Origin of the sequence: Rahnella sp. NRRL B-41462 (assembly GCF_003263525.1) — a bacterium.
Lineage (GTDB): Bacteria > Pseudomonadota > Gammaproteobacteria > Enterobacterales > Enterobacteriaceae > Rahnella > Rahnella aceris.
Window position 1 is genome coordinate 1 of sequence record NZ_JYDF01000094.1, and the last position, 24,712, is coordinate 24,712.

Sequence of the window (24,712 nt, forward strand, 5' to 3'; positions counted from 1 at the left end):
AGAAACCCCAAACCCAACTCGCTGCCATATGGCGGCTATCCCGGCTCCGCCAAGGTGTCCTGATGCTTGAATCTGAATGCCTGGGCTATGCCGCTTCATCCAGCGATGAGGTATGCGGGCTGATAATCGACGGGGCGCGGCTGTGGCGCTGCCGCAATGTGCATCCAGTTCCGACGCGCAACTTCCGGATTGCCGACAGGGACTGGCTTGAAGCAGAAGCGGCGGGAGAAATCACCGCCGTTTTTCATTCTCACCCTGAGCCAAAACTTGTTCTGTCCGGCGCTGACCGTACCGCGCAGCTGGCAACCGGGATTGACTGGTGGCTGTCCAGCACCGGAACGTTGCGTAAATTTCGTCCGGTTCCGCATTTACTTGGACGCCGGTTCGTCCATGGCGAGACGGACTGCTACACGCTGTTTCGCGATGCCTATCACCTCAGCGGTATCGACTTACCCGACTTCGAACGAACCAGCGGTTGGTGGTTGCGCGGTGAAAATCTCTACCTGAAAAACATCGCGGCCAACGGTTTCCATGAGGTTGGCTTCGACTCCATTCAGCCAGGCGACGTGATCATCCGGCGCGCTTTCCCTGAGAGTGACCCATGCCACGCAATGGTCTGGCTGGGCGACAACACCATTCTGCACCATGAAGTACACGGCAGGCTCAGCCGCCGCGAACCGCTGCGCCAGATTCACGTCCCTCTCATTCACTCCATCTGGAGACACGAACAATGCTCACTTTTGGATTTGCGGGGAATTTACGACGACATTTCCGCCAGATCACAATGAACGTCGACACGCCGGCGCAAGGACTTCGCCTACTGCTGGCACAGTGTCCAGCATTCAAACGCGATTTCTACAACACTCGGATCCGCATGCGCATCGACGGCAGCGACGTCTGCGGTGACAACCTCGAGTTTCACATGAATCGCCACGTTAAAGACGGTTCGCGCGTGCTGATTGTGCCAGTTGTTGAGGGTTCAATCACGGCTGTGGCCGCAACGTGGATTATGGTCGCAATAACCGTCGCATCGGTGGCTTATTCGCTATACATGACCTCGCATATGAAGACGAGCACGTCTGCTGATCAGGACTCAAATTCCATCACAAATAACTCATTTACCAGCGCGGAAAACCGCATTGGGCAGGGGAGACCGGTGCCTCTGCTACTCGGTGAAATGGTGGTGGGTTCCAACGTTATCAGTCTTGGTATTGATACCACGAACAATCAGGACTGGGATATTTCAATCAGTTAAGGTGACAACATGAGCTCAGGCGGCGGCGGTGGCAGCACCCCGAAATTAATCGACGATAATCTAAAATCAAAACAATACCTCCGCGTTCTCGATCTCCTTTGTGAAGGCCCAATTTACGGACCGGTTGATCAAGCCCACCTTTCATCATTCCTGTTAAACAAAACGCCTGTTACCGATGCATCAGGCAACGCCAGTATTAATGGCGTCAGTGTAGCGTGGCGCCCGGGAACGGCAACACAAACGCCAATCAACGGCTTCAATGCAATTGAGGCGACCACCATTGTTAACACCGATGTGACGCAGGCAACTCCTCTGGTGCGAACTGTCACTGACACGGATGTCGACCGCGTTCGAATGAATATCGGCGTGACGAGCCTTGTTGAGCAGGACACCAAAGGAAACCAGCATGAAACGTCCGTGACAATGGTCATTGAAACACGTGTTGGTAATAATGCTTGGCAGAACCAGAAGACGGTAACAATCAGCGGCAAACAGTCTGGAGAGTATCTTGAGGCTCACCTTTTTGATGCGCCAGATACAAAGCCATTCGATATCCGCTTGCGCCGGGTGACAGCCGACAGCAGCAGCGACTTACTGAACAACGGCACAGTCTGGAATAGTTTCACAGAAATCACCGACGACAACCTTTCTTACCCATATGCGGCTGTTGTCGGTTGTGTGGTGGACCGCGATCAGTACACCGATACGCCAACGCGCACTTATCACCTGCGCGGCCTGATTGTCGACGTTCCAGATAACTACGATCCTATTGCTCGTACCTATACCGGCATCTGGACGGGTGGTTTTAAATCAGCATGGACTAATAACCCTGCGTGGATATTCCGCGCCCTGGTGAAAAATACCCGTTATGGGCTGGCGCGTCGCGCTGGTTACGTCGATGTGGATGACGGCAGCCTGTATGTGCTTTCACAATTCTGCGATCAACTTATCGATGATGGTTACGGTGGCAAAGAGCCTCGCTTCACTCTCAACGCTTACATAACCGAACAGAAGAGTGCCCGCGACCTGCTGGATGACATTGCGGGTATGTTCCGCGGTATTGCACTGTGGGATGGCTTGCGATTTTCAGTAATGTTGGATAACCCACAAGACCCGGTGGCTTCGATCACTAACGCAAACGTGGTCGATGGACTTTTCACTTACAGTTCAATGAAGCGCTCAGATCGCTTTAACGCTGTAATCGTTTCGTGGACTGATCCGAATAATGGCTGGTCACAGGTTAAAGAGTATGTTTCTGATGATGAGATGATTGACCGTTTCGATTATAACGAAACTACTCTTGAGGCCTTCGGCTGTACCTCGCGTGGTCAGGCATTTCGCACGGGTAAGTGGTTGCTTGAGACTGCAAAACGGGAAACCCAAAAAACCACATTCAAGATGGCTCGCGAGGCTATTCGTTTTATGCCGGGCGATATCGTCGAGGTGATGGATAACAACTATGCCGCAACCCGCCTTGGCGGTCGCATCATCTCTCATTCTGGCGCGATTATTACCGTAGATGCAGATGTTTCAGAACTGGTCAGCGGCGGTGATTCAATGTCCCTGATGGGGGCTGATGGAAAATTCTTTAAATATGAAATCGCCAGTGTAACCGGACGACTGATCACTCTCAAAAGTGCCCCAGCATGGGTGCGGGACGGTACTGTTTTTGTCATAACTACCGGGGAGGTGGTGCCGCGTCTGTTTCGCATCATGGGTATCTCAGAGGACGATAACAATTCGGTTTACAGCATTTCCGCAACGCTACATGATCCTAATAAGCAGGCCATTGTAGATGATGGAGCGGTATTTGATGTTCCGAACGATACGATGAATGGCTATCGTGTCCCGAACATCGAAAACCTGCGGATCATCAATACCAATACGGAAACCGTTCAGGTAACGGCAACATGGGAAACGGCTACCCTCACCAAAAAAATCGTGTTCGAATTGTACGTGTACAGCACTGACGGCAAGGTCGTAGCGCAGTACGAAACCGATCAGTTCCGCTATGAGTTCTACGGTCTGGGCGCTGGCAGCTACACGCTTGGCGCGCGCGGTCGCAACGAAAACGGCATGAAGGGTGCTGAGACTCAGGTTAGCTTGGTCATCGGTGCTCCGGGAGTACCATCTTCAGTGCAGTGGACACCGGGTATCTTCTCGGCGGATATCGTACCTGTGATGAGCGTTACTGCAACGACTGATACATCATTCGAGTTTTGGTACACAGGCGAGGTACCGGCCAGCAGCAACGGTGCAGTTGAAACTGAGGCTCAATTCCTCGGACGCGCATCGCAGTGGACGTTGCATGGCCTGAAGGCTGACACGACCTATTACATGTACGTTCGCACCAAGAATGCATTCGGCGTGTCCGCTTTCGTGGAGGCATCAGGCAAAGCATCGTCAGACATCCCCGGCATGCTGGATTACATCGATGAGGCGATCCGCAATTCCGAAGAGTTCAAAAACCTCACTTCGGAAATCGAAAGCGTTGAGGCCGAAGTAACCAATCTGAACACAGCTGTTGATCAGGCCAAACAGGACATTACGGATGTGCGGGCTGATCTCGACAAAAATACTGATGATGTTGCAGGGGCCAATGCGGCGATCACCGCAGAGCAACAGGCTCGAGTCGAAGGTGACAATGCACTGAGCGAGATTATCACTGATGTTAAAGCGACGACTGATAGCAACACTGGCAGGCTGACAAACGTAGAGAAGGCCGTCACTGACAACCAGAGCGCTACGGTACAGCGCCTTGATAGTCTTGATGCATCTACTGCCAGCAATGCAGTAAGCATCACTTCAGAGCAAAAGGCGCGCGCCGATGCTGATACGGCTCTCGGCCTGCGAGTCGATGCCGTTAAGGCAACAACTGACGGAAATACTGCATCTATCGGTACTTTGCAGACGGCGCAGACCACCACCGACCAGGCACTGGCCAACTTGACGCAAAGCACAGAGGCTTATTTTGATAGTTCGGCAATCGCGGATATCGAGAATAGTCTCGCGAACGACAGAAATGCTCAGTCTCAGCGCGCGGCAACGGGTAAATCGCTGGCGCGTATCACCACCACTGAAAAGGCGCAGGCTGATGCCAATGGAGCGTTTGCGGAATTCCAGCAGACAGTGCAGGTTCAATTCGATGATACCAGTGCAGCTGTACAGCAGACCGCTTCGGTTGTGGCAACATTAGACGGTAAGTTGTCTGCACAGTGGGGCGTTAAAGTTCAGACTGAGGTTAACGGTGTTGTGCGCATTGCCGGTATCCAGCTGGGCATTGATGGAGCTGGCGGGGCTTCAAACTTCCTTATATCGGCTGACACCTTCGCGGTTTATAACCCGACATCTGGCGGTCAGGAGTTGGTGTTTGCATCAATGAATGGACAGATGTTTATTCGCAGCGCGTTTATCCAGAATGCCTCCATCGGAAGAGGCAAGATAACAGATACACTTCAGTCAGATAACTACATACAAGGCCAGTCAGGTCTGCTCATCAATTTCAAGACCGGCCAGATTGAAAACTATGGCACGGGGAGCGGCGGCAAGATGAAAACCACCAACACAACGATCAGCGTTGCTGATGGCAATGGTGTGCTGCGCGTGCAGATCGGGGAACTGACGGGGGTATTCTGATTGGCGAACTTTGGTATTCAAACGTGGAGTGCTTCGGGAACCCCCAATAACACGGGGCTGGTCAGGATCCTGATACTGGGCTCTATTTATCTTTCAAAAGACCAGGTGTCAGGGGCATGGTCGTATGCTGTGCCCTCTGGTTATAAGGTGGCCGTGATGCAGTCTCCGGTCATGGGGGCTGCGCTTTCATCGGCCCGGCGAAAAATCACCACGACGACGACCGGCGTGTCCCTTTCAAACGCCGGATCCGATTATTCAACCGGGACGTTCACGGCGGCAGAAGGTTGGCTGATCGTCTACTTAGTGAAGCAATAACATGGCTAATTATGGGGCAATGTTGGTCGATGAGTTCGGGATACCGTTCTCTACGCCAGATACGACGCCGATGAGTCTGGTTTCAAAGAATGTGCACAACTTTGGCGGAAGCGGCGGCGTGATTAACTTAGCCGTATCTGTTTCCAGCCCCTTTGTTGTTGCCTTCAAATCTGACGTAGCCGGCGTATATGGACGGCTGGATAATAACGGTGGGGCATACACGCTTACGGTAGGAACATTGGCCGGTGGAGATGTTGGGAATGTTACCGTCTATATATTTGGCATCGTCATCCCTCAGCCGAAGCCAGCGTGGGGAATAGCGATCAATAACGCGCAGGGCCAGTGCATACTGACCAATGAAACCAAAGTGATGAATCCGCCCGTTGCAGTTGGGACGCCGGGTAACCCTGCTGATCTTGGATATAACATTGATACTATGCTCACCGGTAACTACGCGGTAATGCCGCAGATGACGGGGCTCATGGTCGGCGTCATTCATTCTGGAGGAGCAACCAGACCCTTTCAGTCGCCGATCCAGACGTATGCTTATTTCAACGGAGCAACCACCCGCGTTTCGTCTTCTCAAACAACCAGCCCGGGCGGTGATCAACTTGAAAATGTGGGGTATGCGAATTCTAACGATCTGATATACGTGATAGACGTATCTTCTTATTAATCAATAAATTGAATTCAACGATCGTTTTGAACGATCAATTTCACATAATTGATCTGTTTAACCAATTATCCCTCTCCAAACATCGTTGTTATCGTCCCGATATCCAGTATCGAAGGGACATAAAAATGACAAAGATTTTATTGATGATTGCATTGGCGGGAGTGCTTACGGGATGTTCAGGCGTGCTTGAGAAGCAGCAACCCGTTTGTAGCGGTACCGCGCTCATCGGTGGACAGGAAACGTCCGTGCAAATTTATGGCGTCCGTAAGGTAGCCAGTCAGACCCAATATAAAGCCGGAGACCCTTTTGGCTGGCGCTGGGTCAGCAGATCAAACTTCACATCGACAACGTGTGAAAAATAAATTACCCAACCCGCTTCGGCGGGTTTTTTATTATCTGGAGTAACGTAAAAATGGCTTGGTATAAAACAGGCACGGTTGCAGTAGCGGCAACAAAGGTTACCGGCACCGGTACAAACTTTTTGGATGCCAAGTTCGGCATCGGACCGGGGCAAGCCTTTCTGCTTCCGGCATCAGGTACCGTTAAAATCTATGAGATTGCCAGCGTCGAGGATGCCACCCACCTGACGCTAACTACATCTGCCGGAACAGTGGCCGCTGGCGCTGCTTATGCAGTGATGAGCTTTTATACGGACTCCGTGCCTGACTTTTCCAAGCGCCTGGCAGCTCAGCTGGGTTACTACCAGTCCCAGATGGATGGCTGGCAGCAGATCATGACCGGTACTGGCACAATCGCCATTGTCGCGCCGGATAATACCGTTGTGAACATTTCCAGCTTCTCTAAGCTGACATCAGATATAGCGAAAGCGTATGCAGATGGTGGGAATTTAGGGTCGACAATTTTCCCCAATAATCTCGGGAATACCGCAGATTTTAATATTTATTATCAGACGGCCAATGCTAACGCGATAATTGCGAACGGCTATCCAATAGGGAAAGCTGGCACATTATTTGTGACCAAATCAGCGTATGGTTGCCAGCAGATGTATATCACTTTTCAGGGTGAGGCCTTTGTTCGTGGACTCACGGGTAATTTCAATTCGGCTGCACCGAACTGGTCCGACTGGTGGCCCATTTTCACAGGCAAGAGCATCATTCCTGTGGCAAATGGCGGTACCGGCGCAGCTACTGTCGCTGCGGCTCCCTTCGCGCCCAAAGCATCACCAGCATTTTCCGGGAATGGGTCCATATCAGGAAATTTCACAGTCGGAGCACAAGTTTCAGCAGGTCCTGCGGGGTTTTATACTCAAGGACTAAACAACCCCGCTATACAGGGGGCATATATGGGGTGGAACGGTACGGGCATTGTTGGTGGCGCTGACTTTGTATGTAACCGTGGTCAGGGGAGTGGTGGTTTCCGCTTCCGTGTCGTGAATAGTAACAACACCGCCGTAATCACTGACTTCACAATGTTAGACAATGGGCAAGGCACTTCGTCCGCAGGATGGACCGCAGTGTCTGATATTGATGTAAAAATGCATGTCGAGGAGATAGACCCCGAGGAAGCTTTAACCGCGTTGACCTCATGGAGAACTTGTTCATGGGATTATTGCTCAGTGCCGAGTGAATATGACGAAGCCGGAAAAGTAATTTCGGTAACAAAGGGCGCTAAAGGTTTTGGTTTCATTGCGCAGGATGTCCAAAAAGATTGTCCTGATGCAGTCACATTGACTCAAAACCCACAGCTTTATATCGACGAGGAAGGTGAGCTCTTCGCGAAAGAGGACACGCTATCGCTCAACACACTTGGGGTATCAGCCGCATATTCTGGTGCCGCTATTAAAGCATTAAAGAAACGCAATGAAGACCAGGCAGAACTTATCTCAGCATTGCTGAAGCGTTTGGACACAGTCGAAACAAAACTCGGGATCAATGGCGAACCGGCCTCATAACTTTCTTTCCTTGTCGATCAGCGGCATAAAACATCCACCCGTTTCCTTACTTCGCAATCAAAAAACTTTATGCTTACACTGTATGTGTAAACAGTATTTTGTGGTGGTTACTATGGGCGGGAAGGATCCGAATTTTGATGTCGTGTATCTTGACGAGACGAGAGACTGGATAGAACCAGGCACATACGTTTTCTTCCAGCGCCTGAAAGAGCACGGTGGCGGTTACTGGTTAGGACAGGTTTACGACGGCTGGTTCGGGTTTGTGATCGAGGATCCGGTATCTCTCAGGTATGGCATGGAGGTGTTGCAGGCAATCGCGGGGCAACAGAAAGAAATCGAGCGGTTCGATGACAGCCTGGATAACTTCATGCTGAAGAGTGAGTGAAAAGTGAATGGGGCATGGATGGGGCAAAAAATTAACGCGAACTTACATTCTCTATCCTGCTTAGAATGTCTGCTCGCGTTAGTCGTCTGTGTTGTACCTGCTCTAACATGTTCTTCTATGTATTCAAAAGGTTAAGCCTCATATGATGAACATGTCGGTGTAGGGGAGAATCTGGCGGATAAAGCGGGTGCAGGGGGTGAGCAAAAAGTTTGCCCTGTTATCACCTCCATTGAACACAATGAAAATATTATTTTCTAACTGATTAATTTGTATTAATAACTGCTAATTATTTCTTCTTCCTATTTCACTTAATAAATAACATCAGAAACACATCCGTGTTTTACGCTTAAGGCGTACTTTTACCGTTGTTATTCGCATGAAAGCTTTTAATTAGCTTGTTAATCATCATGCGAGTTATTTCACCCGAATTTTTACAATCTGACACCATTGTTTTTAATTTGTATTGAGTTTGGTGTTCGGATATTTATTGTCCGGTAATTCTTATGAAGCCTGTAGATCCATGCGCAGGCAGGGGGAAATGATTAATAATCATTATCAGCATCCTTCGCGGCTGACCGGAGTATCAGCCAGATCAACAACCCGATGACCGCCAGAACGATGAGTACAATAAAAAGAATTTTCATCAGTACACCATGCTTAAATTTTCCGCCATGCTCTCTCAGATTGACATAAACTGACAATCTATTTCGGCGTGAAGTAAGCGTAATTATTGCTTCAAAACGTTACGTTATAAAAAGTTTAATTTAAGAGATGAAAAAGACAATGAAATTAACCCCGCCATGATTGAAAATGACCGGACGGGATGCCGCCCGGCGGGGTTGTGAATCACTCAATAATCGTTTCGGATATCATCTATTGATGAGCTGATAAAGAACCATGCCGCAATACCTGTGACCATCGCAATACTTAACATTATGTTCATGGCTCCAGTCCTTCACGTCAGTAGGGTGAGTTGCATCTTTACGGAGCATCTGATCGAATTGTTACAGGAAGTCAGTTATGGGGGAATTTTGGCCACTTTATTTACTTTCCTCCTGTTACTATTATCGACCTTAACGGGCAGTAACTTGAGGTTGCAGAGGGAATAAATCAGCGTTGTGAATGGGATAACCGGCGAGTTGTAACGGAGAACTGTAAGTTTCAGAAAAAATGTTACCGGTGTCACAAAATTGTCCTTTGCATGGGCAGGTTTATTTGCCAGAATCGCAAAAAAAAACGCTTCACCTGCATAAAGCACCTGCACAAAATGATAATCCGTCCCCCTCGTCACTGGTTCTTGCGTTTGTTCGCCTGGCATGGTTCTGTCCTGCCCAGTATTCTGTTCCGTCTGAGTCTCAATTTACTGATGTCACTTGCCGCCATTCTCACTCTTCCCTGGTATGAGACCCTTGGCGTGAAACTCACACTCGCGCCTTTCAGCCTGCTCGGTGTCTCTATTGCGATCTTCCTCGGCTTTCGTAACAGCGTCGCGTACGCACGTTATATTGAGGCGCGGCAATTATGGGGTGGTTTGCTGATTGCCTGCCGGACATTACAAAGTCAGGTGATGGCTGTGTGTCCGGGAGAGGCGCAGCGCGTGACTGCGTTGCTGCTGGCGTTCTGTTTCAGCCTCAAGCACCAGTTGCGTCACAGCGATCCGCGTCCGGATCTTCAGCGTTTGCTGGGTGACGATGCGGAAGATATTCTGTCGCGCCGTGCGCCGACAAATATGGTTCAGCTGCGGTTGTCACAATGGCTGGCTGAACGACGCCGCAGCGGTGAACTGTCGGATATTGTCTATACCCATATGGATTCCACGCTGTTACAGCTTTCACAAGTGGTCGGTGGGTGTGAACGCATCGTTAGCATGCCGATTCCGTTTGCGTACGGTCTGTTGCTGCACAGGACGGTATATCTGTTCTGTAGTTTGTTGCCGTTTGCACTGGTGGTGGATTTGCACTACATGACGTTGCTGGTGTCAGGTTTTATTTCTTATAGTTTTTTGTCGCTTGATACGCTGGCGGAAGAGCTGGAAATGCCTTTTGGTCTGGCCAATAACCACCTGCCTCTGGATGCCATGTGCACCAACGTAGAGATTAACCTGCGTGAGATGAACAACCAGACGCAACTGCCGGATACCCCGATGCCGGATCCGCGCTTCCGTCTGACGTAGAGGTGATCGTGCGCACAAATTGGCTAATTATTAATCAGTGCAATGGCAAAATTCTTAATGTTCATGAAGCTGTCATAATTTAGAAACAAAAGTGAAATAGGATGTAGGAGCTAAAACAATCCCTTCCGATATCACGAGGTCGTTATGTCAGTTATTCAGGCCAAATCATTGCACGAAGCTGAAGATCTGCTTAATTCCGGTATGGTGAAAAAAGTCGAGCTGGCTTTTAATATTAACAGTGATGAGTTTTTCAAACTTGCGCTGGAATGTGGTGACCGTGGTGCGAAAATTACCAAGGGTAAAAATTTCTTTATCATCACACTTAAAAAATGGGTTATTCCGTCGAATGACCAGACTGCAACAAAAAGCAACGTTCTGATGTAATTGCTTTTTGCATCTCCATAACCCTGTCATAAGACAGCGTTATGGAGGTATTTATTGCCGCTTCTGCCGTTTCCCGTGCGTTACCTCATCGCTTTCATCATATAAACACTCAGCGGATCCGGGGACAACGCATAGTCGCCAAACGCTTCTGTCCGGCAATAACCCAGTTTTTCATACAGCGTGATGGCTTTTTCCTGAAACACACCCGTTTCCAGAAACAGGTCTTTGTACCCCAACGCTTTCAGTTTCTTTTCCATTGCGGCAATCAGTAATGAGGCAATGCTCTGACCGCGATACAGCGGGCTCACGTAAACACGTTTCATTTCCGCGAGGCCGTGTTTTGTGATAAACAGACAGGCGCAACCGGCCCAGTCATCATCAACCCTCGCCATAAAACACGTGATCTCACCTTCATCAAGTTCAGTGATGTTAATTCCCTGAAACGATTCCGGTGGATAGAGCGGATATTGATAGGCATCCAGCTCAGCAATCAGTCGTGTCAGATGCGGATGAGTCGCATCGGTTTCAAAAATCTGGGCACTCACAGCGCAGGCTCTCAATGTAACAAAGTGGATTTATATTTTTAACTTAAATCCCCCCGAAAACAAGGGACTGGCAGGCAGAAGTGTGGCGGAAAACCGCCTTTGCGTAAGAAGAGTGTAAAATTTAATTATGTTCCTGATACGTCTGTCAGAGTTATCCGATTTTAAGTGCCTCCGCTTCATTTTATACATGTTCTTTATTTCTTTTATGTAACATTCATCCCGAGTGATTAATGTATGCGATGAAATAACCTGGAGTGATTAATGATTTGCGTGTTATCGCGCTGGGGGAAAGGAAGTATATTATAAGAGGTTGATTGAAAGGATAAAATTATGGCTGTCTATCCTGTTGGCGTTTTTGTCACGCTTACTTTTACACCAGGTTTATTTGAAATTGTCGCTGTTCTGGATGAGGTTAAACCAGTGCAATATCAGGTCATTAACGTTGAAACGGGCAATGTGATCAGGGTGAATGAACACTTTATCCGCGGCATCGTGAAGCCTTAGTGATTTGTATTAAATGACGATGAACTCAGGAGGCCGGGCAATACTGTTTGCCCGGCCTTTCGTTTTTAGTCCGGCATCAGGTTGTTAAAATCCTCTTCATACAGGCTGCGGCATTCTTCCATAAACTCCGGGTATCCCAGTTCTGAGGTCTGAACTTCACGGCCAAGTCGCTTTTCCAAATCTTCGTGAAACCACTCAAATTCGCCATGCAGGATGCCGGTAAATCCGGTCAGTATGATGCATTGCTGTGGCGTCAGTTTTTTCACAGGGGTTCCTCATGATTTTCGGGGGGCAAAAGACGGTTACGCCAGCTCTTGCGGGATATAAATGTTGAAAGAGAGAAGTGCTTCACGCCGGTATCCGGCAGGACGCGGCAATATATTCTATCCTCTAATTAATTCCACTGGAAAACAAGGAGTCACATATGGATCAGGATCTGTTTGAACAGGCACCGCTGCCGCTGCTTACCCGGTTTGAGATCGGTGACAGGGTCAAGTTGCTGACGTTTCCGGTAGGCGTACATCCGGCCAGCTATCAGCTTGATGTGGCGATCACCAGAATTCATGATGGTGAATTTGAAGGTGAAATTGTGCGCATTGCGCCACTTGGCCGTCTGGGGCATCACGAGGCGCATTTTACGGTGGGCGGGCATGTTGAATTTTTCGCCCGCAACATTCAGGGGATGGCGGCCTGAAAGTCAGGTGGCTCCTGAAAACAAAACCCCGCGTTAATGGCGGGGTTTATGGCTTTCAAAAAACAATTTTTACATCAGGGGTTTCACGTGCTTGGTGAGCGCCTGGGTGGTTAATTCGTCGGCTTTAATTTTCGAACAATTTCCACAATAGCCCACAAGATACCAGTTCCCGTCTGCGCCTTTTTCCGGATTAACTTTGTAGCGTTCGTTACGTTTACCGTAAAACTCGCGTTCCGCGTTCTGTGCTGCGTCTTCCCAAAAGCACAACGAAAACTGATGTTGTTTATCAACATGCCGTTGTCCGTTGCGGCTTCCGCCAACCAGTAAATAATGATATTCAGACATGCATCCTCCTTTTCCCAATACGGGCAATTATCCTGACAACAAGTGTAAAACTCGTTTCACCTGGAAAAGCTCATCCGAAAGACTGCAAAAACTTCAAAGGGCGTGCTGAAGACAACCCGTCGCACAATTCTTATTCCTCTAAAATTATAGAGCACGATCTTACTTGGGGATGGGAAAGCGGGAAAAATGTGACCATTATCACTTTTTATTTTTTACCGAGTGTGATGCGCCTCTTACAACAAATTCAGCTGTTGTGCGTTGTCCGGTGTGTCTGAGATTTTTTTGTTAGATTTTCGTTCTTTAGCGACCGGAGCAGGGCGCTGCATTTCCTGATGAAGCCAGTGCAAAATCACCGTCACGGCATAGTGCTGCTGTGCGGGTGTCATAGCCGTATGTGCGGGGATGTGATGCCACTTTTCCAGACAGCCGCGACAGCAGGTGGCCGTTGCGTGCTGGGCAATGAATACCGGGTGACCGCGCATCGGCGTCTGTTTTCCATCCTGCTCTGGCTCTGCCGGGGCAAGGCGCTTAGCAATGAAATCCGCCGCGTGCTGGCTGACCGTCTCCGGCCCTTTATCCTGGCAATACCGGTACTCTTTGGCACCGAGATGGAAACGCTGACGGAAAGGTGAAGCGGCCAGGCGCTTAAAAACATGATCGATGGAAAACATAATCTGGATGTCCGGGTCAATTCTAGGCGCAGAAATAGCGGCGTTAATCACATCATCAGTCGCCATCAGCGGCTGCCAGACCATGTTAGTCTGGCCTGACTATTCCACTCCCGCAGGAACCTGCAATGGCAGAAAAACATGTTATAGATTTGGTCATGTCGGTCAACAAGCAAGCTGAAGAAACTGCCATGCAACAGATGATGCTGCGAAACTTTATCATTGTGATGTGTCGCAGTATGACCGACGAACAAAAGAATCAGGTGAGATGGCAGATGCGCCAGATCCACCAGGTGTCGGATGCTGAACACCGCAACGGCGATACCGACATGCTGGAAAAAACACGGCGGGATGTTGAAATTATGCTGGAGCTGATCAATTAGGTTTCATCTGATGCCCGTTTCATTTCTCATGCGCTATCGTTAACACAATGATAACCAAAGGGAGAGTAAGATGGGATTCTGGAGAGTATTGATCACAATTCTTGTGCCGCCATTGGGCGTATTGATTGGCAACGGTTTCGGCGGTGCGTTTCTGCTGAACATTATCCTGACACTTTGCGGTTACCTGCCGGGTCTAATCCACGGATTTTGGGTGCAGACTCGCAAATAACACTTTGTCTCGCAAATAACACATTGTCTTGCAGTAACACATTGTCTCACAATAACACTGTCTTGCAGTTATCTGATCCCGGTCAGCAGGCCGGGTTCAGGATATTAAGAGGACATTCAGTGCAGGCAAACTCAAAACAGAGAGAAGAGAAGGACGACCGGCAGACTCATCGGCCAGGTAAATCCGATAATGCCGGAAGTTAACAGTCTTATTTTTATCGTATCGCGGCTCACCAGCAAAGTGAACAGCACCGCAATGCCCAATCCGCCCCAGTAAATTGTTTTAATCACTTCCCACCAAACGTGCACAACTCACTCCTGCCCATGAATAAAATAACGGCGTGTATGATATTCCGTTAACATCTGGTAATCAAATATTGTGTGATGTTACTCAAGGTTTTGTATTGTGTCTGTTTGGCGCGAGTTGTTATATGTTGTCGATTGTGAGCAGCGCAGGGGTAGAAAGGGGGCGTAAATGACCACGGATGGCGGTAGGGGCGAATCCAAAACGTTTCCGGAAACGCTCGGCAAAACGCGAGCCGCTTTCATAACCTACCTGATGTGCAATATGTGAAATGGCCAGATCGGTGCATTGCAACAACCGCAGTGCGTGGGTCATGCGTACATCGATCATCAGATTTCGCAGCACACAATTTTCGCCCGCAAGACGTCTGCGCAACATCACTTCATTCATCATCAGCTTTTCTGCCACTTCAGCGGCGGTAAATGATTTATGCAGATTATTGACTAATAATTCACGTACGTTATCTGTCACGCTTTCACTGTGCTGTACGGAATACCGCACACCCAGTTGCGACAGCCAGAGTAACTGTTCAAGCATGCGGTGGCGGGTTATCGGTGCGGGCAGACCATGGTGCCAGAGAATGGCTGAGTGAGTGTCGGTAAAACTTTGTTTGAACGCACCGGGGATGTGCGGAATGACTTGCAGGGTATTAACAGCAAGAAGTGGCGGGCTGAAGCCGGTTGCGTGCAGGCCTGCATCACTGAGTAACTGATGATCCCATGCCATGATGGCGCAGCTGAAAGGGCCATTTCCGGATAAATGGTGAGTCATGCTCAACGTTTGTCCACTGTTAAGCACCAGCATTTCGCCAGCCTGCAGTGTGACTTGCTGTGCCTGATCCGTAATTGAGAGGCTTCCGTTCTGAATGAGAACCAATTGTGGCTTATCAATATAAACATCATGAATAAAAAGTTCACTATGCTGAATAAGCAGAGAAATGGTTCCTATCCCTGGAGTCACTTTTATTTTACGAACCATGATGATGATGCCCGAAAATGACGACGGCAACCTGTAGTGTGCTGCCTGATAAATAATTCCCGCTTTGCTAATACAAACAGGCTGCCGGTTAATATGTGTAAGTTATGGGAGCAGACAGAGAGAACTAGCCCTGGCAGCCAGGCGCTCTCTGCCTCTGAAACCTTATTTTTGCACAAGAAATATTGGAAAGAAAACAAACAAATATTTAATAATTATTGGCGATCGCCGAAGGCAATCGAACGGAGGTCAATTTTTCCGTAAGTCGTATTCACTTGTTGTTGTCGGGACGACTGACCAATCAGCTCGGTGAGTTTATTCATCCGGGCTTGTAACAATGTTTTAATCGTATTTTCGTTATCAAGAATAATGCGCAAATAGCGGCGGACATCATTCTGAATCATTACCGATGTCTGTTCTGACATCGGTAACCGGGTCGTGGCTTCGACTGCTTTGACGTAACTGACTTCGAGCTCAACCAGCTCATCCCATTTCTCTTCTCTCGCCAGCCGCAACATCTGCTCGCTTAAAGACAGGATCAGTTGATATTCATTAACCAGATACTGATGTTGATCCATTATATTGGTCCTGCGACGGGTGGTAGTTTGGGCCGATTTGCCGCCAGGCATCGGCGATATTTTCAAGCAAGGTCAGCACCTCAGCGATGGCCTCTTGATCGTTGTGTAAATTTGCATGCAATAAACGACGGACCATATAGGAATAAAGCGCTTCGAGGTTATCCACTAATTCAGGATCGCCTTTTTCACGACTTAATCCGGCTTTCAGTCCGCTGTCGATAATGTTAATTGCCATAGACAGTGATTTGCCTTTTTCGGCAATGCTGCCCTGCTGGATAAAAATACGAGCACGGATCAGGGCGCTGCGCGCCCCGTCGAATAACATCGTCACCAGCTGATACGGAGTGGCGCTCATGACGCCACTTTCAAGGCCTACCTGTGCGTAGGCCTGAGTTCCTTTTGCATTATACATATTCAGTTTCCTTACTAGCTTGAACTTGATGAGGACATAGCTTCGAACTGCTGCGTCAGATAATCCGCTGTGCTGTTGAGCTTCTGGATCGAGACATCAAGTGCCGTGAATTGCGTTTTATAACGGGCGATGGTGTCGTTAATGCTGGTGTTCACCTTGTTGTACTGCTCGGTGAGGCTTTTCAGCGTGGTGTTCACAGCCGTCTGGGCATTAGCAATCGTACCGGTGCTGGTGTTCAGGAACCCGCTGTTCAGGTTGCTGATGTTGGTCATCACGCCGGTGGTTTTGCCGTCACCTACCATCATGGTCTGCACAGCATTCGGGTTACTGGTTAACGCTGCACTCAGCTTGGTGCTGTCAACTTCCAGCTTACCGGTGTCCGGGTCAGTGGTAATACCGATACTCTGCAATGAACTTACTGAACCAGAACCCGAGACGCCGGTGATCGCTGACTTCAGACGTGTCTGGATGGTACGCAGTGCGCTGTCACCCAGTAATGCGCCGTTGGTACTGTCAGCCGTATCGGTATTCGTTGCGGTGGCTGTGAACTTGGTCAGGCTGGAGAACGTATCCTGCAACTTGTTGTACGCATCGACAAAAGTCTGGATAGCGGTGGAGGCTGTAGAGGTATCTTTCGCCACTGTCAGCGTTGCTGCGGTTGTGGTCGTGCCGGTCAGATTTAACGTAATCCCGTCCTGCGCATCACTGATGGTGTTGCTTTGACGTTCCAGATCGATGCCATTAAAGGTCAGCTTGGCATTGCCTGCTGTGGCATTTTCGGTCATCGCACCGGTGCCGGTGGATGAGTTATATCCGATAATATTATTCAGCTGGTCATCACCGGTGACGCTGACGGTCATTTCTGAATTGGTACCGGTATTGTTCGCGCTCAGTACCAGCTTGTAGCTGCTGTCATCCACTTTGACGATACTGGCCGTGACACCGCCACCGGCTTTATTGATCGCATCACGAACACCGGTCAGTGAAGTCTGATCATCGGTCAGTTTGATGCTCAGTGGTTTACTGCCGTCGCCCTGGCTGATGGTCAGGGTACGGGTATTATCAGTGGTCGTGGCGCCCAGTGCGGTTTTATTGCTCGACTGCGTGGCAGAAACCAAAGACTGCGCAGAGGCCAGCTGTGTCACGGAAACGGAATATTTACCCGCCGCGGCGCCGGTGCCGGTTGTCACACTGAACGCAGACGTGTTGCTCGACGAAGCCGTGGTCGCCCCGTAAGTATTGGTCGATGACAATGCGGTCGCAGCGTCAGAAAAAGTTTGTAATGCGCTTTGGAGCGTGCCATAGGCCGTCAGTTTGGCGCTATAGCTGGTTTGTGCCGCGGTGATCGGGGTTAAACGTTTTTTTTCTGCAGTCGTCAGGTTATCCAGCAGGTCTGAAAGTTGTAAACCTGAACCGATACCTAATGAAGAGATAGTGCCTGAAGTGGCCATAATTATCCTTTACAGTTTGATTGCCCTGAGTACGTGAATTTACAGTCGCCTTCGCTTCGTTCGTTCACCGGTTTTCCTGACGGATGTCAGGTAACGGGTTCACTCCCTCGCCGCTTACTGCAACTCCAATGACTTTAGGTATAAAAGAGTCTTTAAGCCCTATCGGCACGACGGAGAAAAAGTTTAATAGATCACAACAAAAAGTAATGGCGTGAATAGGCGGTATAAGGAAGGGTAATTCTCAAAGTAAGAAAACCGGATTTTTTGAGAAATAATTCTAAAGGTTACCGCAGTACCGCCGATACAAGTTTGGACGGTGATGAACGCCGTGGGCAATAAGCCCGAACCCTTAACCAGATTTGAAGGAATACACTCATGGCTCAAGTTATCAATACCAACACGCTGTCTCTGATGACTCAGAACAACCTGAACAAATCCCAGTCCGCTCTGAGCACCGCTATCGAGCGTCTGTCCTCCGGTCTGCGTATCAACAGCGCAAAAGACGATGCTGCTGGTCAGGCGATTGCTAACCGCTTCACTTCTAACATCAACGGTCTGACTCAGGCTTCACGTAACGCCAACGACGGTATCTCTGTTGCGCAGACCACTGAAGGTTCACTGAGCGAAATCAACAACAACTTACAACGTATTCGTGAGCTGTCTGTTCAGGCTGCTAACGGCACCAACTCCGATTCCGACCTGACCTCAATCCAGGACGAAATCACGTCCCGTCTGTCTGAAATCGACCGTGTATCTGGTCAGACTCAGTTCAACGGCGTGAACGTACTGGCCTCTAACCAGACGATGAAAATCCAGGTTGGCGCTAACGATGGTCAGACTATCGACATCGACCTGCAGAAAATCGACTCTACCACTCTGGGTCTGAACGGTTTCTCAGTAGCAAGCAACGCACTGAAAACCAGCGATGCAATCACTCAGGTTGGCGCAAGCGGCTCCCTGAAAAACGTTGACCTGTCTGCAGCGGCAACTTCTCTGGGCCTGGACGCAAGCAAACTGTCTCTGAAAAACGTTCAGACAGCAGCTGGCGCAGCGACTGCAACTTACGTTGTTTCTGATGGTACCAGCAACTACGCTGCATCTGTAGATGACGCAACTGGCGCTGTAACACTGAACACCACTGACGTTTCTTACACTGACACTGACAACGGTGTTACTGCAGGTACTCAGACTGGCAAACTGGTTAAAGTTGGCGCAGACGCCACTGGCGCAGCAGTAGGTTACGTTACCGTTCAGGGTAAAGACTACAAAACTGCAGCTGGCGCTATCGTTGACGGCGGCGCTACCGGTACTGCGAACGTTGCAAGCACCATCGGCGACATCGCCAGTGCTGCTAACACCAACGCTTACACTGGCGTTGCGACTTCTGACCCACTGAAAGCAATCGACGCTGCTATCGCTAAAGTTGACACCTTCCGTTCTTCACTGGGTGCGGTTCAGAACCGTTTCGATTCTGCCATCACCAACCTGGACAACACCACGACTAACCTGTCTTCTGCACAGAGCCGTATTCAGGATGCTGACTACGCAACAGAAGTTTCAGCAATGTCTAAAGCACAGATCCTGCAGCAGGCTGGTACTTCAGTATTGTCTAAAGCTAACCAGGTTCCTCAGTCTGTACTGTCCCTGCTGCAATAATTGTCTTAGTCGACAAATTACGCAGTTCGGTTACAAACAGAACAAACCCCGCTCCGGCGGGGTTTTTTTTAACTAAAATTTACCATTCTTAAGGATTAATGCGGGGCATTCGCTGGTATAATTTAAGATAATCTTTATGTTGCGATTGTTTTTTAGTCAATCGTTTGCGGTGTTACCGGCGGACGTCTGCAAACAGAATCTGCGAGACATAATCAAAATAACCGCGTTTTTCAGGCCTTATTCAGCCGATTGATTAGCGATTATCACTGGCACAATGATACTGACCCTAAATTTGCCAGGTTACGACAGTGAGCGATCTGTATACCGCCGACGGCGTGATAGACAAAAATTCTTTGTGGCAGCGCTATGTTCCGCTTGTGCGCCATGAAGCCCTGCGTTTGCAGGTGCGGCTTCCCGCCAGCGTAGAGCTTGATGATCTACTGCAAGCGGGCGGGATCGGCCTGTTAAATGCGGTTGAGCGTTTTGATGCGATGCAGGGGACGGCGTTTACGACGTATGCCGTTCAGCGTATTCGCGGCGCGATGCTCGATGAGTTGCGTAGCCGCGACTGGGTGCCGCGTAGTGTCAGACGTAATGCGCGTGAAGTGTCCCAGGCGATGCATAGCGCAGAACAGAAATTAGGGCGACCGCCGAGTGAAGGAGAGGTGGCGCAGGTGCTGGATATTCCCATTGAGGAATACCGGCAGATATTAATGGATACGAACAGTAGCCAGTTGTTTTCTTATGACGAATGGCGCGAAGAGCACGGCGATACTGCCGAGGCATTGATGGAAGGGCACGAAGAGGCCAACCCGTTACATCATCTGTTGGAGGGTAATTTACGCCACCGGGTGATGGAAGCTATCGATGCGTTACCTGAACGGGAGAAGTTGGTACTTACGCTTTACTACCAGGAAGAGTTGAATTTAAAAGAGATCGGGGCGGTGCTGGACGTCGGGGAATCCCGTGTAAGCCAGCTCCACAGTCAGGCGATTAAGCGTTTGCGAACACGCCTGGCCAACGACCACTGATCCGCTTTTTCCTGGCCGGTTATACATTTTATATCCCTTATCAGGAATAAATTTATGCCAGCGGGAATCAAAACAAGGCCTTTAAGCCGTTATCTTAAAGATTTTAAACACAGTCAGACTCATTGCTCACAGTGTGCAAAAGAACTCGACAGGATGGCACTGGTGTTTCGCGGGCAAATCATCAATAAAGAGGCCATCGCCAAGATGGACCAGCCTATTGATGATGACGTGTGGCACAACCTGTCGCAGGAACTGACCGCACTGTGTCGTTTTTGCAGTGAGATAAGCTGTAACAGCCATTCGTCCTATTTTGACATTATGGCGTTTAAGCAATATCTGTTTGAGCAGACTGAGATGAATCACAGCACGGTGCGCGAGTATGTTGTCCGCCTCCGCCGTCTGGATGAAATCCTCTCTGCAAACAACTATCCTCTGGATAAACTTTCAGGGGACAGTATCCACCAGCGGATCATCAATGATTTGCCGGTGGCGGGTCATGACAACTACCGTATTGCCCTGCGCAAATACGACCAGTATCTGGCCTGGCAGAAATCCGCGTAATCGGATCTCAGACAGACTGACACGCAATGCACAAACAGGCTCCTCCGGGAGCCTGTTTTTTTGTCTTGAATCTGTCCGCAGTTTCTATAAATTCTTTATATACTTACTCAATAACCTGTCTCTAAACTCAAACCAACTTCGACTATAACGACTTCGTGCGGCACCGTGCTGTGCGTCAGGGGAACATCGTGCCTGCTAAAATTTCTTTGCTTAAAACCCGGCTGGAAGCTTCGATCGGATCGATTTACTGGGCAGCGCCACGCCGCTGGAAAAACTGCATCGTCTTTCCGAATACGCCGGACGTGACATTTACATTAAACGCGATGACATCACGCCGCTGGCCATGGGCGGTAACAAGCTGCGCAAACTGGAATATCTGGCCGCCGCAGCGCTGGCAGAAGGCGCGGATACGCTGGTGACCGCTGGCGCCATTCAGTCAAACCATGTACGCCAGACCGCCGCCGTGGCCGCCAAACTGGGCCTGAAATGCGTTGCGTTGCTGGAAAACCCGATCGGCACCACCGAAGTCAATTATCTGAGCAACGGCAACCGTCTGCTGCTGGATCTGTTCAATGTGGAAGTGGTGATGTGCGATGCGCTTGATGACCCGATGGCGCAGCTTGCAGAACAAGCCGAACGTCTGGAAGCACAAGGTTTTCGTCCCTACGTCGTGCCGGTTGGCGGTTCCAATGCGCTTGGTGCACTCGGCTACGTGCAGTGCGCGCTGGAAATCGCCGAGCAGTCTTCGGCCAGTTTTGTGGATTTCAGTGCCGTGGTGGTGGCATCGGGCAGCGCCGGTACGCACGCTGGTCTGGCCGTCGCTTTGCAACATTTAATGCCAGACACGCAGTTGATTGGTGTGACAGTGTCGCGCAGTGCCGATGCCCAGCGTCCCAAAGTTGAAGCCATCGCCCGGGAAGTGACAACACAATTACAACTGGGTGAGAAAACGCCGTCAATTACCTTGTGGGACGAATATTTTGCGCCACGCTACGGTGAGCCAAATGAAGCCGGAACCGCCGCCGTGAAATTGCTGGCAGAGCAGGAAGCCATGCTGCTGGATCCGGTGTATACCGGCAAAGCGATGGCCGGATTGCTCGACGGTATAGCGCGTGGTTTGTTCCCGGATGAAGGCCCGATCCTGTTCATTCATACCGGCGGTGCACCGGCACTGTTTGCGTATCATCCGCAGGTTTAATACTCTAAAATCCGCTTATGCTTTTTTGAGCTAAGATTATAGAATTATATTCCTGATAACTGACGCGGCGGGTGCTACTGTGCGCAAATTCGTAGGGGATATAGCGTTCTATAACTAACTATAACTGAGGTGAATATGGGTTTTTCTACACTGCGTCGTCGTTTACTTCTGGGTGCTGTTGCGGTCACGCTGACAGCAGGCATGGTCAGCAATACTTTTGCTGACGAAGGGTTACTGAAGAAAGTCAAAGATCGCGGCACCTTGATTGTCGGGCTGGAAGGGACTTACCCTCCGTTCAGTTTCCAGGGTGAAGACGGCAAACTGACCGGCTTTGAAGTCGAGTTCGCCGATGCACTGGCGCAGCACATGGGCGTTAAAGCGAAACTGCAACCGACCAAATGGGACGGCATGCTGGCTTCGCTGGAATCCAAGCGTATTGATGTGGTGATCAATCAGGTGACCATTTCGCCTGAGCGTGAGAAAAAATATGACTTCTCTACGCCATACACCGTTTCCGGTATTCAGGCGCTGACTAAAAAAGGTCAGGAAGGCACCATCACTAAACCTGAAGATCTGAAAGGCAAAAAAGTCGGCGTGGGTCTGGGCAGTAACTACGAGCAATGGTTGCGCGAGAATGTGCAGGGCGTGGACATCCGTACTTATGATGATGACCCGACTAAATATCAGGATCTGCGCGTAGGCCGTATCAACGCCATTCTGGTTGACCGTCTGGCAGCACTGGATCTGGTGAAGAAAACCGGTGATACCTTAGCCGTTGCAGGCGCACCGTTCTCCCGTCTGGAATCTGGCGTGGCCATTCGCAAAGACAACCCGGAACTGCTGGCTGCTATCAACAAAGCGATTGCTGAAATGCAGAAAGATGGCTCGCTCGCCAAAATCTCTGAAAAGTGGTTTGGTGCTGACGTCACAAAATAATACCCGTAAAACCGGAGCGTCAGACTGGCGCTCCGGCTCATTACGAACTGATCCATAAGGTTCTTATCGGATGCAAGAAAGTATTCAACTGGTGCTGGATTCAGCACCATTTTTATTGAAAGGAACACTGTTTACGCTCCAGCTCAGTCTGGGCGGAATGGTGTTCGGTCTTATCCTGGGCTTCGTGCTGGCGCTGATGCGCCTTTCGCATTTCTGGCCGCTGTCATGGTTATCGCGTTTTTTACGTCTCCGTTTTCCGTGGCACGCCGCTGATCGCCCAATTGTTTATGATCTACTACGGTCTGCCACAGTTTGGCATCGAGCTGGATCCTATCCCGGCAGCCATGATTGGCCTGTCGCTCAATACCGCGGCCTACACCTCCGAAACCCTGCGTGCGGCGATTTCGTCCATCGAAAAAGGGCAGTGGGAAGCGGCGGCCAGTATTGGTATGAATCCGTGGCAGACCATGCGCCGCGTGATTTTGCCGCAGGCCGCCCGCACCGCGCTGCCGCCGCTCGGTAACAGCTTTATCGGCCTGGTAAAAGATACCTCGCTGGCCGCGACCATCCAGGTGCCGGAACTGTTCCGTCAGGCACAGCTTGTGACGTCGCGCACGCTGGAAGTGTTCACCATGTATCTGGCCGCATCGGTTATCTACTGGGTGCTGGCGACCGTTTTATCCTTCCTGCAAAACCGTCTGGAAGACCGCGTTAACCGTCAGGATCAGGAGCCTTCATGAGTACCATTGACGTAAAGCAACTGACAAAAAAATTCCACGGACAAACGGTGTTGCACGGTATCGATTTACAGGTCAACGCCGGCGAAGTGGTAGCGATTATCGGGCCAAGCGGCTCGGGTAAAACCACCTTGCTGCGCAGCATTAACCTGCTGGAAGAGCCGGACGGCGGCACCATAAAAGTCGGCAATATCGAAATTGATGCCAGCAAGCCGCTCAGTAAACAGAAGAATAACGTTCGTGAGCTGCGCAAGCAGGTGGGGTTTGTTTTCCAGAACTTCAACCTGTTCCCGCACCGTTCAGTCCTGGAAAATATCATCGAAGGACCGGTGATTGTGAAGGGCGAGTCAAAAGAAAAAGCCATCGCCACAGCACGTCAGCTCCTGGAAAAGGTCGGGTTAAGCGGCAAAGAAAATGCCTATCCGCGACGTCTCTCCGGTGGCCAGCAACAACGCGTTGCCATCGCCCGCGCACTGGCGATGAGCCCGGAAGTGATTTTGTTTGATGAACCGACCTCCGCGCTCGACCCGGAACTGGTGGGTGAAGTGCTCAACACTATCCGCGCACTGGCACTTGAGCACCGCACCATGGTGATTGTGACCCACGAAATGAGTTTCGCCCGTGACGTGGCAGACCGCGCTATTTTTATGGATCAGGGGAAAATCGTGGAGCAGGGGCCAGCGAAAGAGCTGTTTTCGAATCCGCAACATGCCAGGACGAAACAGTTCCTGGAGAAGTTCCTGGCCCACTGAGATCAAAACCGTGGGCGT

The 24,712-nt window shown here is 50.0% G+C and carries 30 protein-coding genes and 1 pseudogene; 21 read left to right on the forward strand and 10 right to left on the reverse strand.

Annotation, left to right across the window (positions count from 1 at the left end; genetic code table 11):
- Positions 1-62 precede the first annotated feature (62 nt).
- From UC14_RS20590 to UC14_RS20625, 8 genes are all read left to right on the forward strand, one after another.
- On the forward strand, positions 63-788 hold the full coding sequence (locus tag UC14_RS20590) for a C40 family peptidase (RefSeq protein ID WP_112198342.1): 726 nt from the start codon (positions 63-65) through the stop codon (positions 786-788).
- Positions 731-1,255, forward strand: coding sequence for a tail assembly protein (locus UC14_RS20595; RefSeq protein ID WP_112198343.1), 525 nt, complete (start codon positions 731-733; stop codon positions 1,253-1,255). The genes UC14_RS20590 and UC14_RS20595 overlap by 58 nt, the downstream gene beginning before the upstream one ends.
- Positions 1,256-1,264: 9 nt before the next feature.
- Complete coding sequence (locus UC14_RS20600; RefSeq protein WP_112198344.1) at positions 1,265-4,891, forward strand: phage tail protein; 3,627 nt, start codon at positions 1,265-1,267, stop codon at positions 4,889-4,891.
- Positions 4,892-5,206: a hypothetical protein gene (locus UC14_RS20605; RefSeq protein WP_112198345.1), complete on the forward strand. Its 315-nt coding sequence runs from the start codon at positions 4,892-4,894 to the stop codon at positions 5,204-5,206.
- Between the two features lies 1 nt (position 5,207).
- Positions 5,208-5,882, forward strand: coding sequence for a hypothetical protein (locus tag UC14_RS20610; RefSeq protein WP_112198346.1), 675 nt, complete (start codon positions 5,208-5,210; stop codon positions 5,880-5,882).
- Between the two features lie 125 nt (positions 5,883-6,007).
- A complete protein-coding gene (locus UC14_RS20615) occupies positions 6,008-6,244 on the forward strand; it encodes a cor protein (RefSeq protein ID WP_112198347.1) in 237 nt (78 codons plus the stop codon).
- Positions 6,245-6,294: 50 nt separating this feature from the next.
- A complete protein-coding gene (locus UC14_RS26885; protein WP_198670100.1) occupies positions 6,295-7,794 on the forward strand; it encodes a pyocin knob domain-containing S74 family peptidase in 1,500 nt (499 codons plus the stop codon).
- A gap of 112 nt (positions 7,795-7,906) precedes the next feature.
- Positions 7,907-8,179: a hypothetical protein gene (locus UC14_RS20625; RefSeq protein ID WP_112198348.1), complete on the forward strand. Its 273-nt coding sequence runs from the start codon at positions 7,907-7,909 to the stop codon at positions 8,177-8,179.
- A 1,018-nt stretch (positions 8,180-9,197) separates the two neighbouring features.
- On the opposite strand, the gene UC14_RS20630 is transcribed toward UC14_RS20625, so the two are convergent.
- Positions 9,198-9,497 carry a hypothetical protein gene (locus UC14_RS20630; protein ID WP_191996173.1) on the reverse strand — a complete coding sequence of 100 codons (300 nt, stop codon included), beginning with the start codon at positions 9,495-9,497 and terminating at the stop codon, positions 9,198-9,200.
- Between UC14_RS20630 and UC14_RS20635 the strand changes: the two genes are divergently transcribed.
- Together UC14_RS20635 and UC14_RS20640 are read left to right on the forward strand one after the other, a co-directional pair.
- Entirely contained in the window at positions 9,447-10,352 is a 906-nt protein-coding gene (locus UC14_RS20635; RefSeq protein WP_037034430.1) for a bestrophin family protein, read from the forward strand. The genes UC14_RS20630 and UC14_RS20635 overlap by 51 nt on opposite strands.
- Positions 10,353-10,496: 144 nt before the next feature.
- Positions 10,497-10,736 carry a hypothetical protein gene (locus UC14_RS20640; protein WP_013575792.1) on the forward strand — a complete coding sequence of 80 codons (240 nt, stop codon included), beginning with the start codon at positions 10,497-10,499 and terminating at the stop codon, positions 10,734-10,736.
- An 80-nt stretch (positions 10,737-10,816) separates the two neighbouring features.
- Here the strand turns inward: UC14_RS20640 and UC14_RS20645 are convergent, their stop codons facing one another.
- Positions 10,817-11,281 (reverse strand): GNAT family N-acetyltransferase, encoded by a 465-nt coding sequence (locus UC14_RS20645; RefSeq protein ID WP_112198349.1) that lies wholly within the window; start codon positions 11,279-11,281, stop codon positions 10,817-10,819.
- A gap of 330 nt (positions 11,282-11,611) precedes the next feature.
- On the opposite strand from UC14_RS20645, the gene UC14_RS26890 reads away from it, so the two are divergent.
- Positions 11,612-11,785, forward strand: a complete 174-nt coding sequence (locus UC14_RS26890; protein ID WP_013575790.1) for a hypothetical protein — start codon at positions 11,612-11,614, stop codon at positions 11,783-11,785.
- 65 nt (positions 11,786-11,850) lie between these two features.
- Here the strand turns inward: UC14_RS26890 and UC14_RS20650 are convergent, their stop codons facing one another.
- Entirely contained in the window at positions 11,851-12,051 is a 201-nt protein-coding gene (locus UC14_RS20650; RefSeq protein WP_013575789.1) for a hypothetical protein, read from the reverse strand.
- 158 nt (positions 12,052-12,209) lie between these two features.
- On the opposite strand from UC14_RS20650, the gene UC14_RS20655 reads away from it, so the two are divergent.
- Positions 12,210-12,479: a hypothetical protein gene (locus tag UC14_RS20655; protein ID WP_013575788.1), complete on the forward strand. Its 270-nt coding sequence runs from the start codon at positions 12,210-12,212 to the stop codon at positions 12,477-12,479.
- 69 nt (positions 12,480-12,548) lie between these two features.
- Here UC14_RS20655 and UC14_RS20660 read toward each other — a convergent pair whose 3' ends face one another.
- The gene (locus tag UC14_RS20660; protein ID WP_013575787.1) at positions 12,549-12,824 is read right to left on the reverse strand and encodes a hypothetical protein; all 276 of its coding nucleotides are present in this window, start codon (positions 12,822-12,824) and stop codon (positions 12,549-12,551) included.
- A 233-nt stretch (positions 12,825-13,057) separates the two neighbouring features.
- Positions 13,058-13,579 carry a DUF4186 domain-containing protein gene (locus UC14_RS20665; RefSeq protein WP_112198350.1) on the reverse strand — a complete coding sequence of 174 codons (522 nt, stop codon included), beginning with the start codon at positions 13,577-13,579 and terminating at the stop codon, positions 13,058-13,060.
- 41 nt (positions 13,580-13,620) lie between these two features.
- Between UC14_RS20665 and UC14_RS20670 the strand changes: the two genes are divergently transcribed.
- Both UC14_RS20670 and UC14_RS20675 read left to right on the forward strand, forming a co-directional pair.
- Positions 13,621-13,875: a hypothetical protein gene (locus tag UC14_RS20670; protein ID WP_037034427.1), complete on the forward strand. Its 255-nt coding sequence runs from the start codon at positions 13,621-13,623 to the stop codon at positions 13,873-13,875.
- Between the two features lie 70 nt (positions 13,876-13,945).
- Positions 13,946-14,104 (forward strand): YqaE/Pmp3 family membrane protein, encoded by a 159-nt coding sequence (locus tag UC14_RS20675; RefSeq protein WP_015690040.1) that lies wholly within the window; start codon positions 13,946-13,948, stop codon positions 14,102-14,104.
- A gap of 131 nt (positions 14,105-14,235) precedes the next feature.
- Here the strand turns inward: UC14_RS20675 and UC14_RS20680 are convergent, their stop codons facing one another.
- The 5 genes from UC14_RS20680 to fliD form a co-directional block, all read right to left on the reverse strand.
- Positions 14,236-14,412, reverse strand: coding sequence for a GhoT/OrtT family toxin (locus UC14_RS20680; RefSeq protein ID WP_013575783.1), 177 nt, complete (start codon positions 14,410-14,412; stop codon positions 14,236-14,238).
- A gap of 118 nt (positions 14,413-14,530) precedes the next feature.
- Entirely contained in the window at positions 14,531-15,211 is a 681-nt protein-coding gene (locus UC14_RS20685) for an AraC family transcriptional regulator (RefSeq protein ID WP_231576043.1), read from the reverse strand.
- Positions 15,212-15,597: 386 nt separating this feature from the next.
- Positions 15,598-15,960 carry a flagella biosynthesis regulatory protein FliT gene (fliT, locus tag UC14_RS20690; protein ID WP_013575781.1) on the reverse strand — a complete coding sequence of 121 codons (363 nt, stop codon included), beginning with the start codon at positions 15,958-15,960 and terminating at the stop codon, positions 15,598-15,600.
- A complete protein-coding gene (fliS, locus tag UC14_RS20695) occupies positions 15,935-16,372 on the reverse strand; it encodes a flagellar export chaperone FliS (RefSeq protein WP_013575780.1) in 438 nt (145 codons plus the stop codon). The genes fliT and fliS overlap by 26 nt, the downstream gene beginning before the upstream one ends.
- 14 nt (positions 16,373-16,386) lie before the next feature.
- Positions 16,387-17,823: a flagellar filament capping protein FliD gene (fliD, locus tag UC14_RS20700; protein WP_013575779.1), complete on the reverse strand. Its 1,437-nt coding sequence runs from the start codon at positions 17,821-17,823 to the stop codon at positions 16,387-16,389.
- 375 nt (positions 17,824-18,198) lie between these two features.
- Here fliD and UC14_RS20705 point away from each other — a divergent pair, with 375 nt between their 5' ends.
- From UC14_RS20705 to tcyN, 7 genes and pseudogenes are all read left to right on the forward strand, one after another.
- Positions 18,199-19,479, forward strand: a complete 1,281-nt coding sequence (locus UC14_RS20705) for a FliC/FljB family flagellin (protein WP_013575778.1) — start codon at positions 18,199-18,201, stop codon at positions 19,477-19,479.
- Between the two features lie 308 nt (positions 19,480-19,787).
- Positions 19,788-20,510 carry an RNA polymerase sigma factor FliA gene (locus tag UC14_RS20710; protein ID WP_013575777.1) on the forward strand — a complete coding sequence of 241 codons (723 nt, stop codon included), beginning with the start codon at positions 19,788-19,790 and terminating at the stop codon, positions 20,508-20,510.
- A gap of 54 nt (positions 20,511-20,564) precedes the next feature.
- Complete coding sequence (gene fliZ, locus UC14_RS20715; protein WP_013575776.1) at positions 20,565-21,071, forward strand: flagella biosynthesis regulatory protein FliZ; 507 nt, start codon at positions 20,565-20,567, stop codon at positions 21,069-21,071.
- 238 nt (positions 21,072-21,309) lie between these two features.
- Complete coding sequence (locus tag UC14_RS20720) at positions 21,310-22,269, forward strand: D-cysteine desulfhydrase (protein ID WP_112198351.1); 960 nt, start codon at positions 21,310-21,312, stop codon at positions 22,267-22,269.
- A gap of 135 nt (positions 22,270-22,404) precedes the next feature.
- Entirely contained in the window at positions 22,405-23,205 is an 801-nt protein-coding gene (tcyJ, locus tag UC14_RS20725; RefSeq protein WP_015690037.1) for a cystine ABC transporter substrate-binding protein, read from the forward strand.
- 70 nt (positions 23,206-23,275) lie between these two features.
- Positions 23,276-23,945 (forward strand): annotated as a pseudogene (gene tcyL / locus UC14_RS20730) (cystine ABC transporter permease).
- Complete coding sequence (tcyN, locus tag UC14_RS20735; protein WP_013575772.1) at positions 23,942-24,694, forward strand: L-cystine ABC transporter ATP-binding protein TcyN; 753 nt, start codon at positions 23,942-23,944, stop codon at positions 24,692-24,694. The pseudogene tcyL and the gene tcyN overlap by 4 nt, the downstream one beginning before the upstream one ends.
- Positions 24,695-24,712 lie beyond the last annotated feature (18 nt).

What these genes read in the sequence shown, in the direction of transcription:
- UC14_RS20590 (WP_112198342.1), top strand. Translation starts at nt 63, where the DNA reads ATGCTTGAATCTGAATGCCTGGGCTATGCCGCTTCATCCAGCGATGAG.
- UC14_RS20595 (WP_112198343.1), top strand. Translation starts at nt 731, where the DNA reads ATGCTCACTTTTGGATTTGCGGGGAATTTACGACGACATTTCCGCCAG.
- UC14_RS20600 (WP_112198344.1), top strand. Translation starts at nt 1,265, where the DNA reads ATGAGCTCAGGCGGCGGCGGTGGCAGCACCCCGAAATTAATCGACGAT.
- UC14_RS20610 (WP_112198346.1), top strand. Translation starts at nt 5,208, where the DNA reads ATGGCTAATTATGGGGCAATGTTGGTCGATGAGTTCGGGATACCGTTC.
- UC14_RS20615 (WP_112198347.1), top strand. Translation starts at nt 6,008, where the DNA reads ATGACAAAGATTTTATTGATGATTGCATTGGCGGGAGTGCTTACGGGA.
- UC14_RS26885 (WP_198670100.1), top strand. Translation starts at nt 6,295, where the DNA reads ATGGCTTGGTATAAAACAGGCACGGTTGCAGTAGCGGCAACAAAGGTT.
- UC14_RS20625 (WP_112198348.1), top strand. Translation starts at nt 7,907, where the DNA reads ATGGGCGGGAAGGATCCGAATTTTGATGTCGTGTATCTTGACGAGACG.
- UC14_RS20635 (WP_037034430.1), top strand. Translation starts at nt 9,447, where the DNA reads ATGATAATCCGTCCCCCTCGTCACTGGTTCTTGCGTTTGTTCGCCTGG.
- UC14_RS20630 (WP_191996173.1), bottom strand. Translation starts at nt 9,497, where the DNA reads ATGCCAGGCGAACAAACGCAAGAACCAGTGACGAGGGGGACGGATTAT.
- UC14_RS20640 (WP_013575792.1), top strand. Translation starts at nt 10,497, where the DNA reads ATGTCAGTTATTCAGGCCAAATCATTGCACGAAGCTGAAGATCTGCTT.
- UC14_RS26890 (WP_013575790.1), top strand. Translation starts at nt 11,612, where the DNA reads ATGGCTGTCTATCCTGTTGGCGTTTTTGTCACGCTTACTTTTACACCA.
- UC14_RS20655 (WP_013575788.1), top strand. Translation starts at nt 12,210, where the DNA reads ATGGATCAGGATCTGTTTGAACAGGCACCGCTGCCGCTGCTTACCCGG.
- UC14_RS20660 (WP_013575787.1), bottom strand. Translation starts at nt 12,824, where the DNA reads ATGTCTGAATATCATTATTTACTGGTTGGCGGAAGCCGCAACGGACAA.
- UC14_RS20665 (WP_112198350.1), bottom strand. Translation starts at nt 13,579, where the DNA reads ATGGTCTGGCAGCCGCTGATGGCGACTGATGATGTGATTAACGCCGCT.
- UC14_RS20670 (WP_037034427.1), top strand. Translation starts at nt 13,621, where the DNA reads ATGGCAGAAAAACATGTTATAGATTTGGTCATGTCGGTCAACAAGCAA.
- UC14_RS20675 (WP_015690040.1), top strand. Translation starts at nt 13,946, where the DNA reads ATGGGATTCTGGAGAGTATTGATCACAATTCTTGTGCCGCCATTGGGC.
- UC14_RS20685 (WP_231576043.1), bottom strand. Translation starts at nt 15,211, where the DNA reads ATGCTGGTGCTTAACAGTGGACAAACGTTGAGCATGACTCACCATTTA.
- fliT (WP_013575781.1), bottom strand. Translation starts at nt 15,960, where the DNA reads ATGGATCAACATCAGTATCTGGTTAATGAATATCAACTGATCCTGTCT.
- fliS (WP_013575780.1), bottom strand. Translation starts at nt 16,372, where the DNA reads ATGTATAATGCAAAAGGAACTCAGGCCTACGCACAGGTAGGCCTTGAA.
- fliD (WP_013575779.1), bottom strand. Translation starts at nt 17,823, where the DNA reads ATGGCCACTTCAGGCACTATCTCTTCATTAGGTATCGGTTCAGGTTTA.
- UC14_RS20705 (WP_013575778.1), top strand. Translation starts at nt 18,199, where the DNA reads ATGGCTCAAGTTATCAATACCAACACGCTGTCTCTGATGACTCAGAAC.
- fliZ (WP_013575776.1), top strand. Translation starts at nt 20,565, where the DNA reads ATGCCAGCGGGAATCAAAACAAGGCCTTTAAGCCGTTATCTTAAAGAT.
- tcyJ (WP_015690037.1), top strand. Translation starts at nt 22,405, where the DNA reads ATGGGTTTTTCTACACTGCGTCGTCGTTTACTTCTGGGTGCTGTTGCG.
- tcyN (WP_013575772.1), top strand. Translation starts at nt 23,942, where the DNA reads ATGAGTACCATTGACGTAAAGCAACTGACAAAAAAATTCCACGGACAA.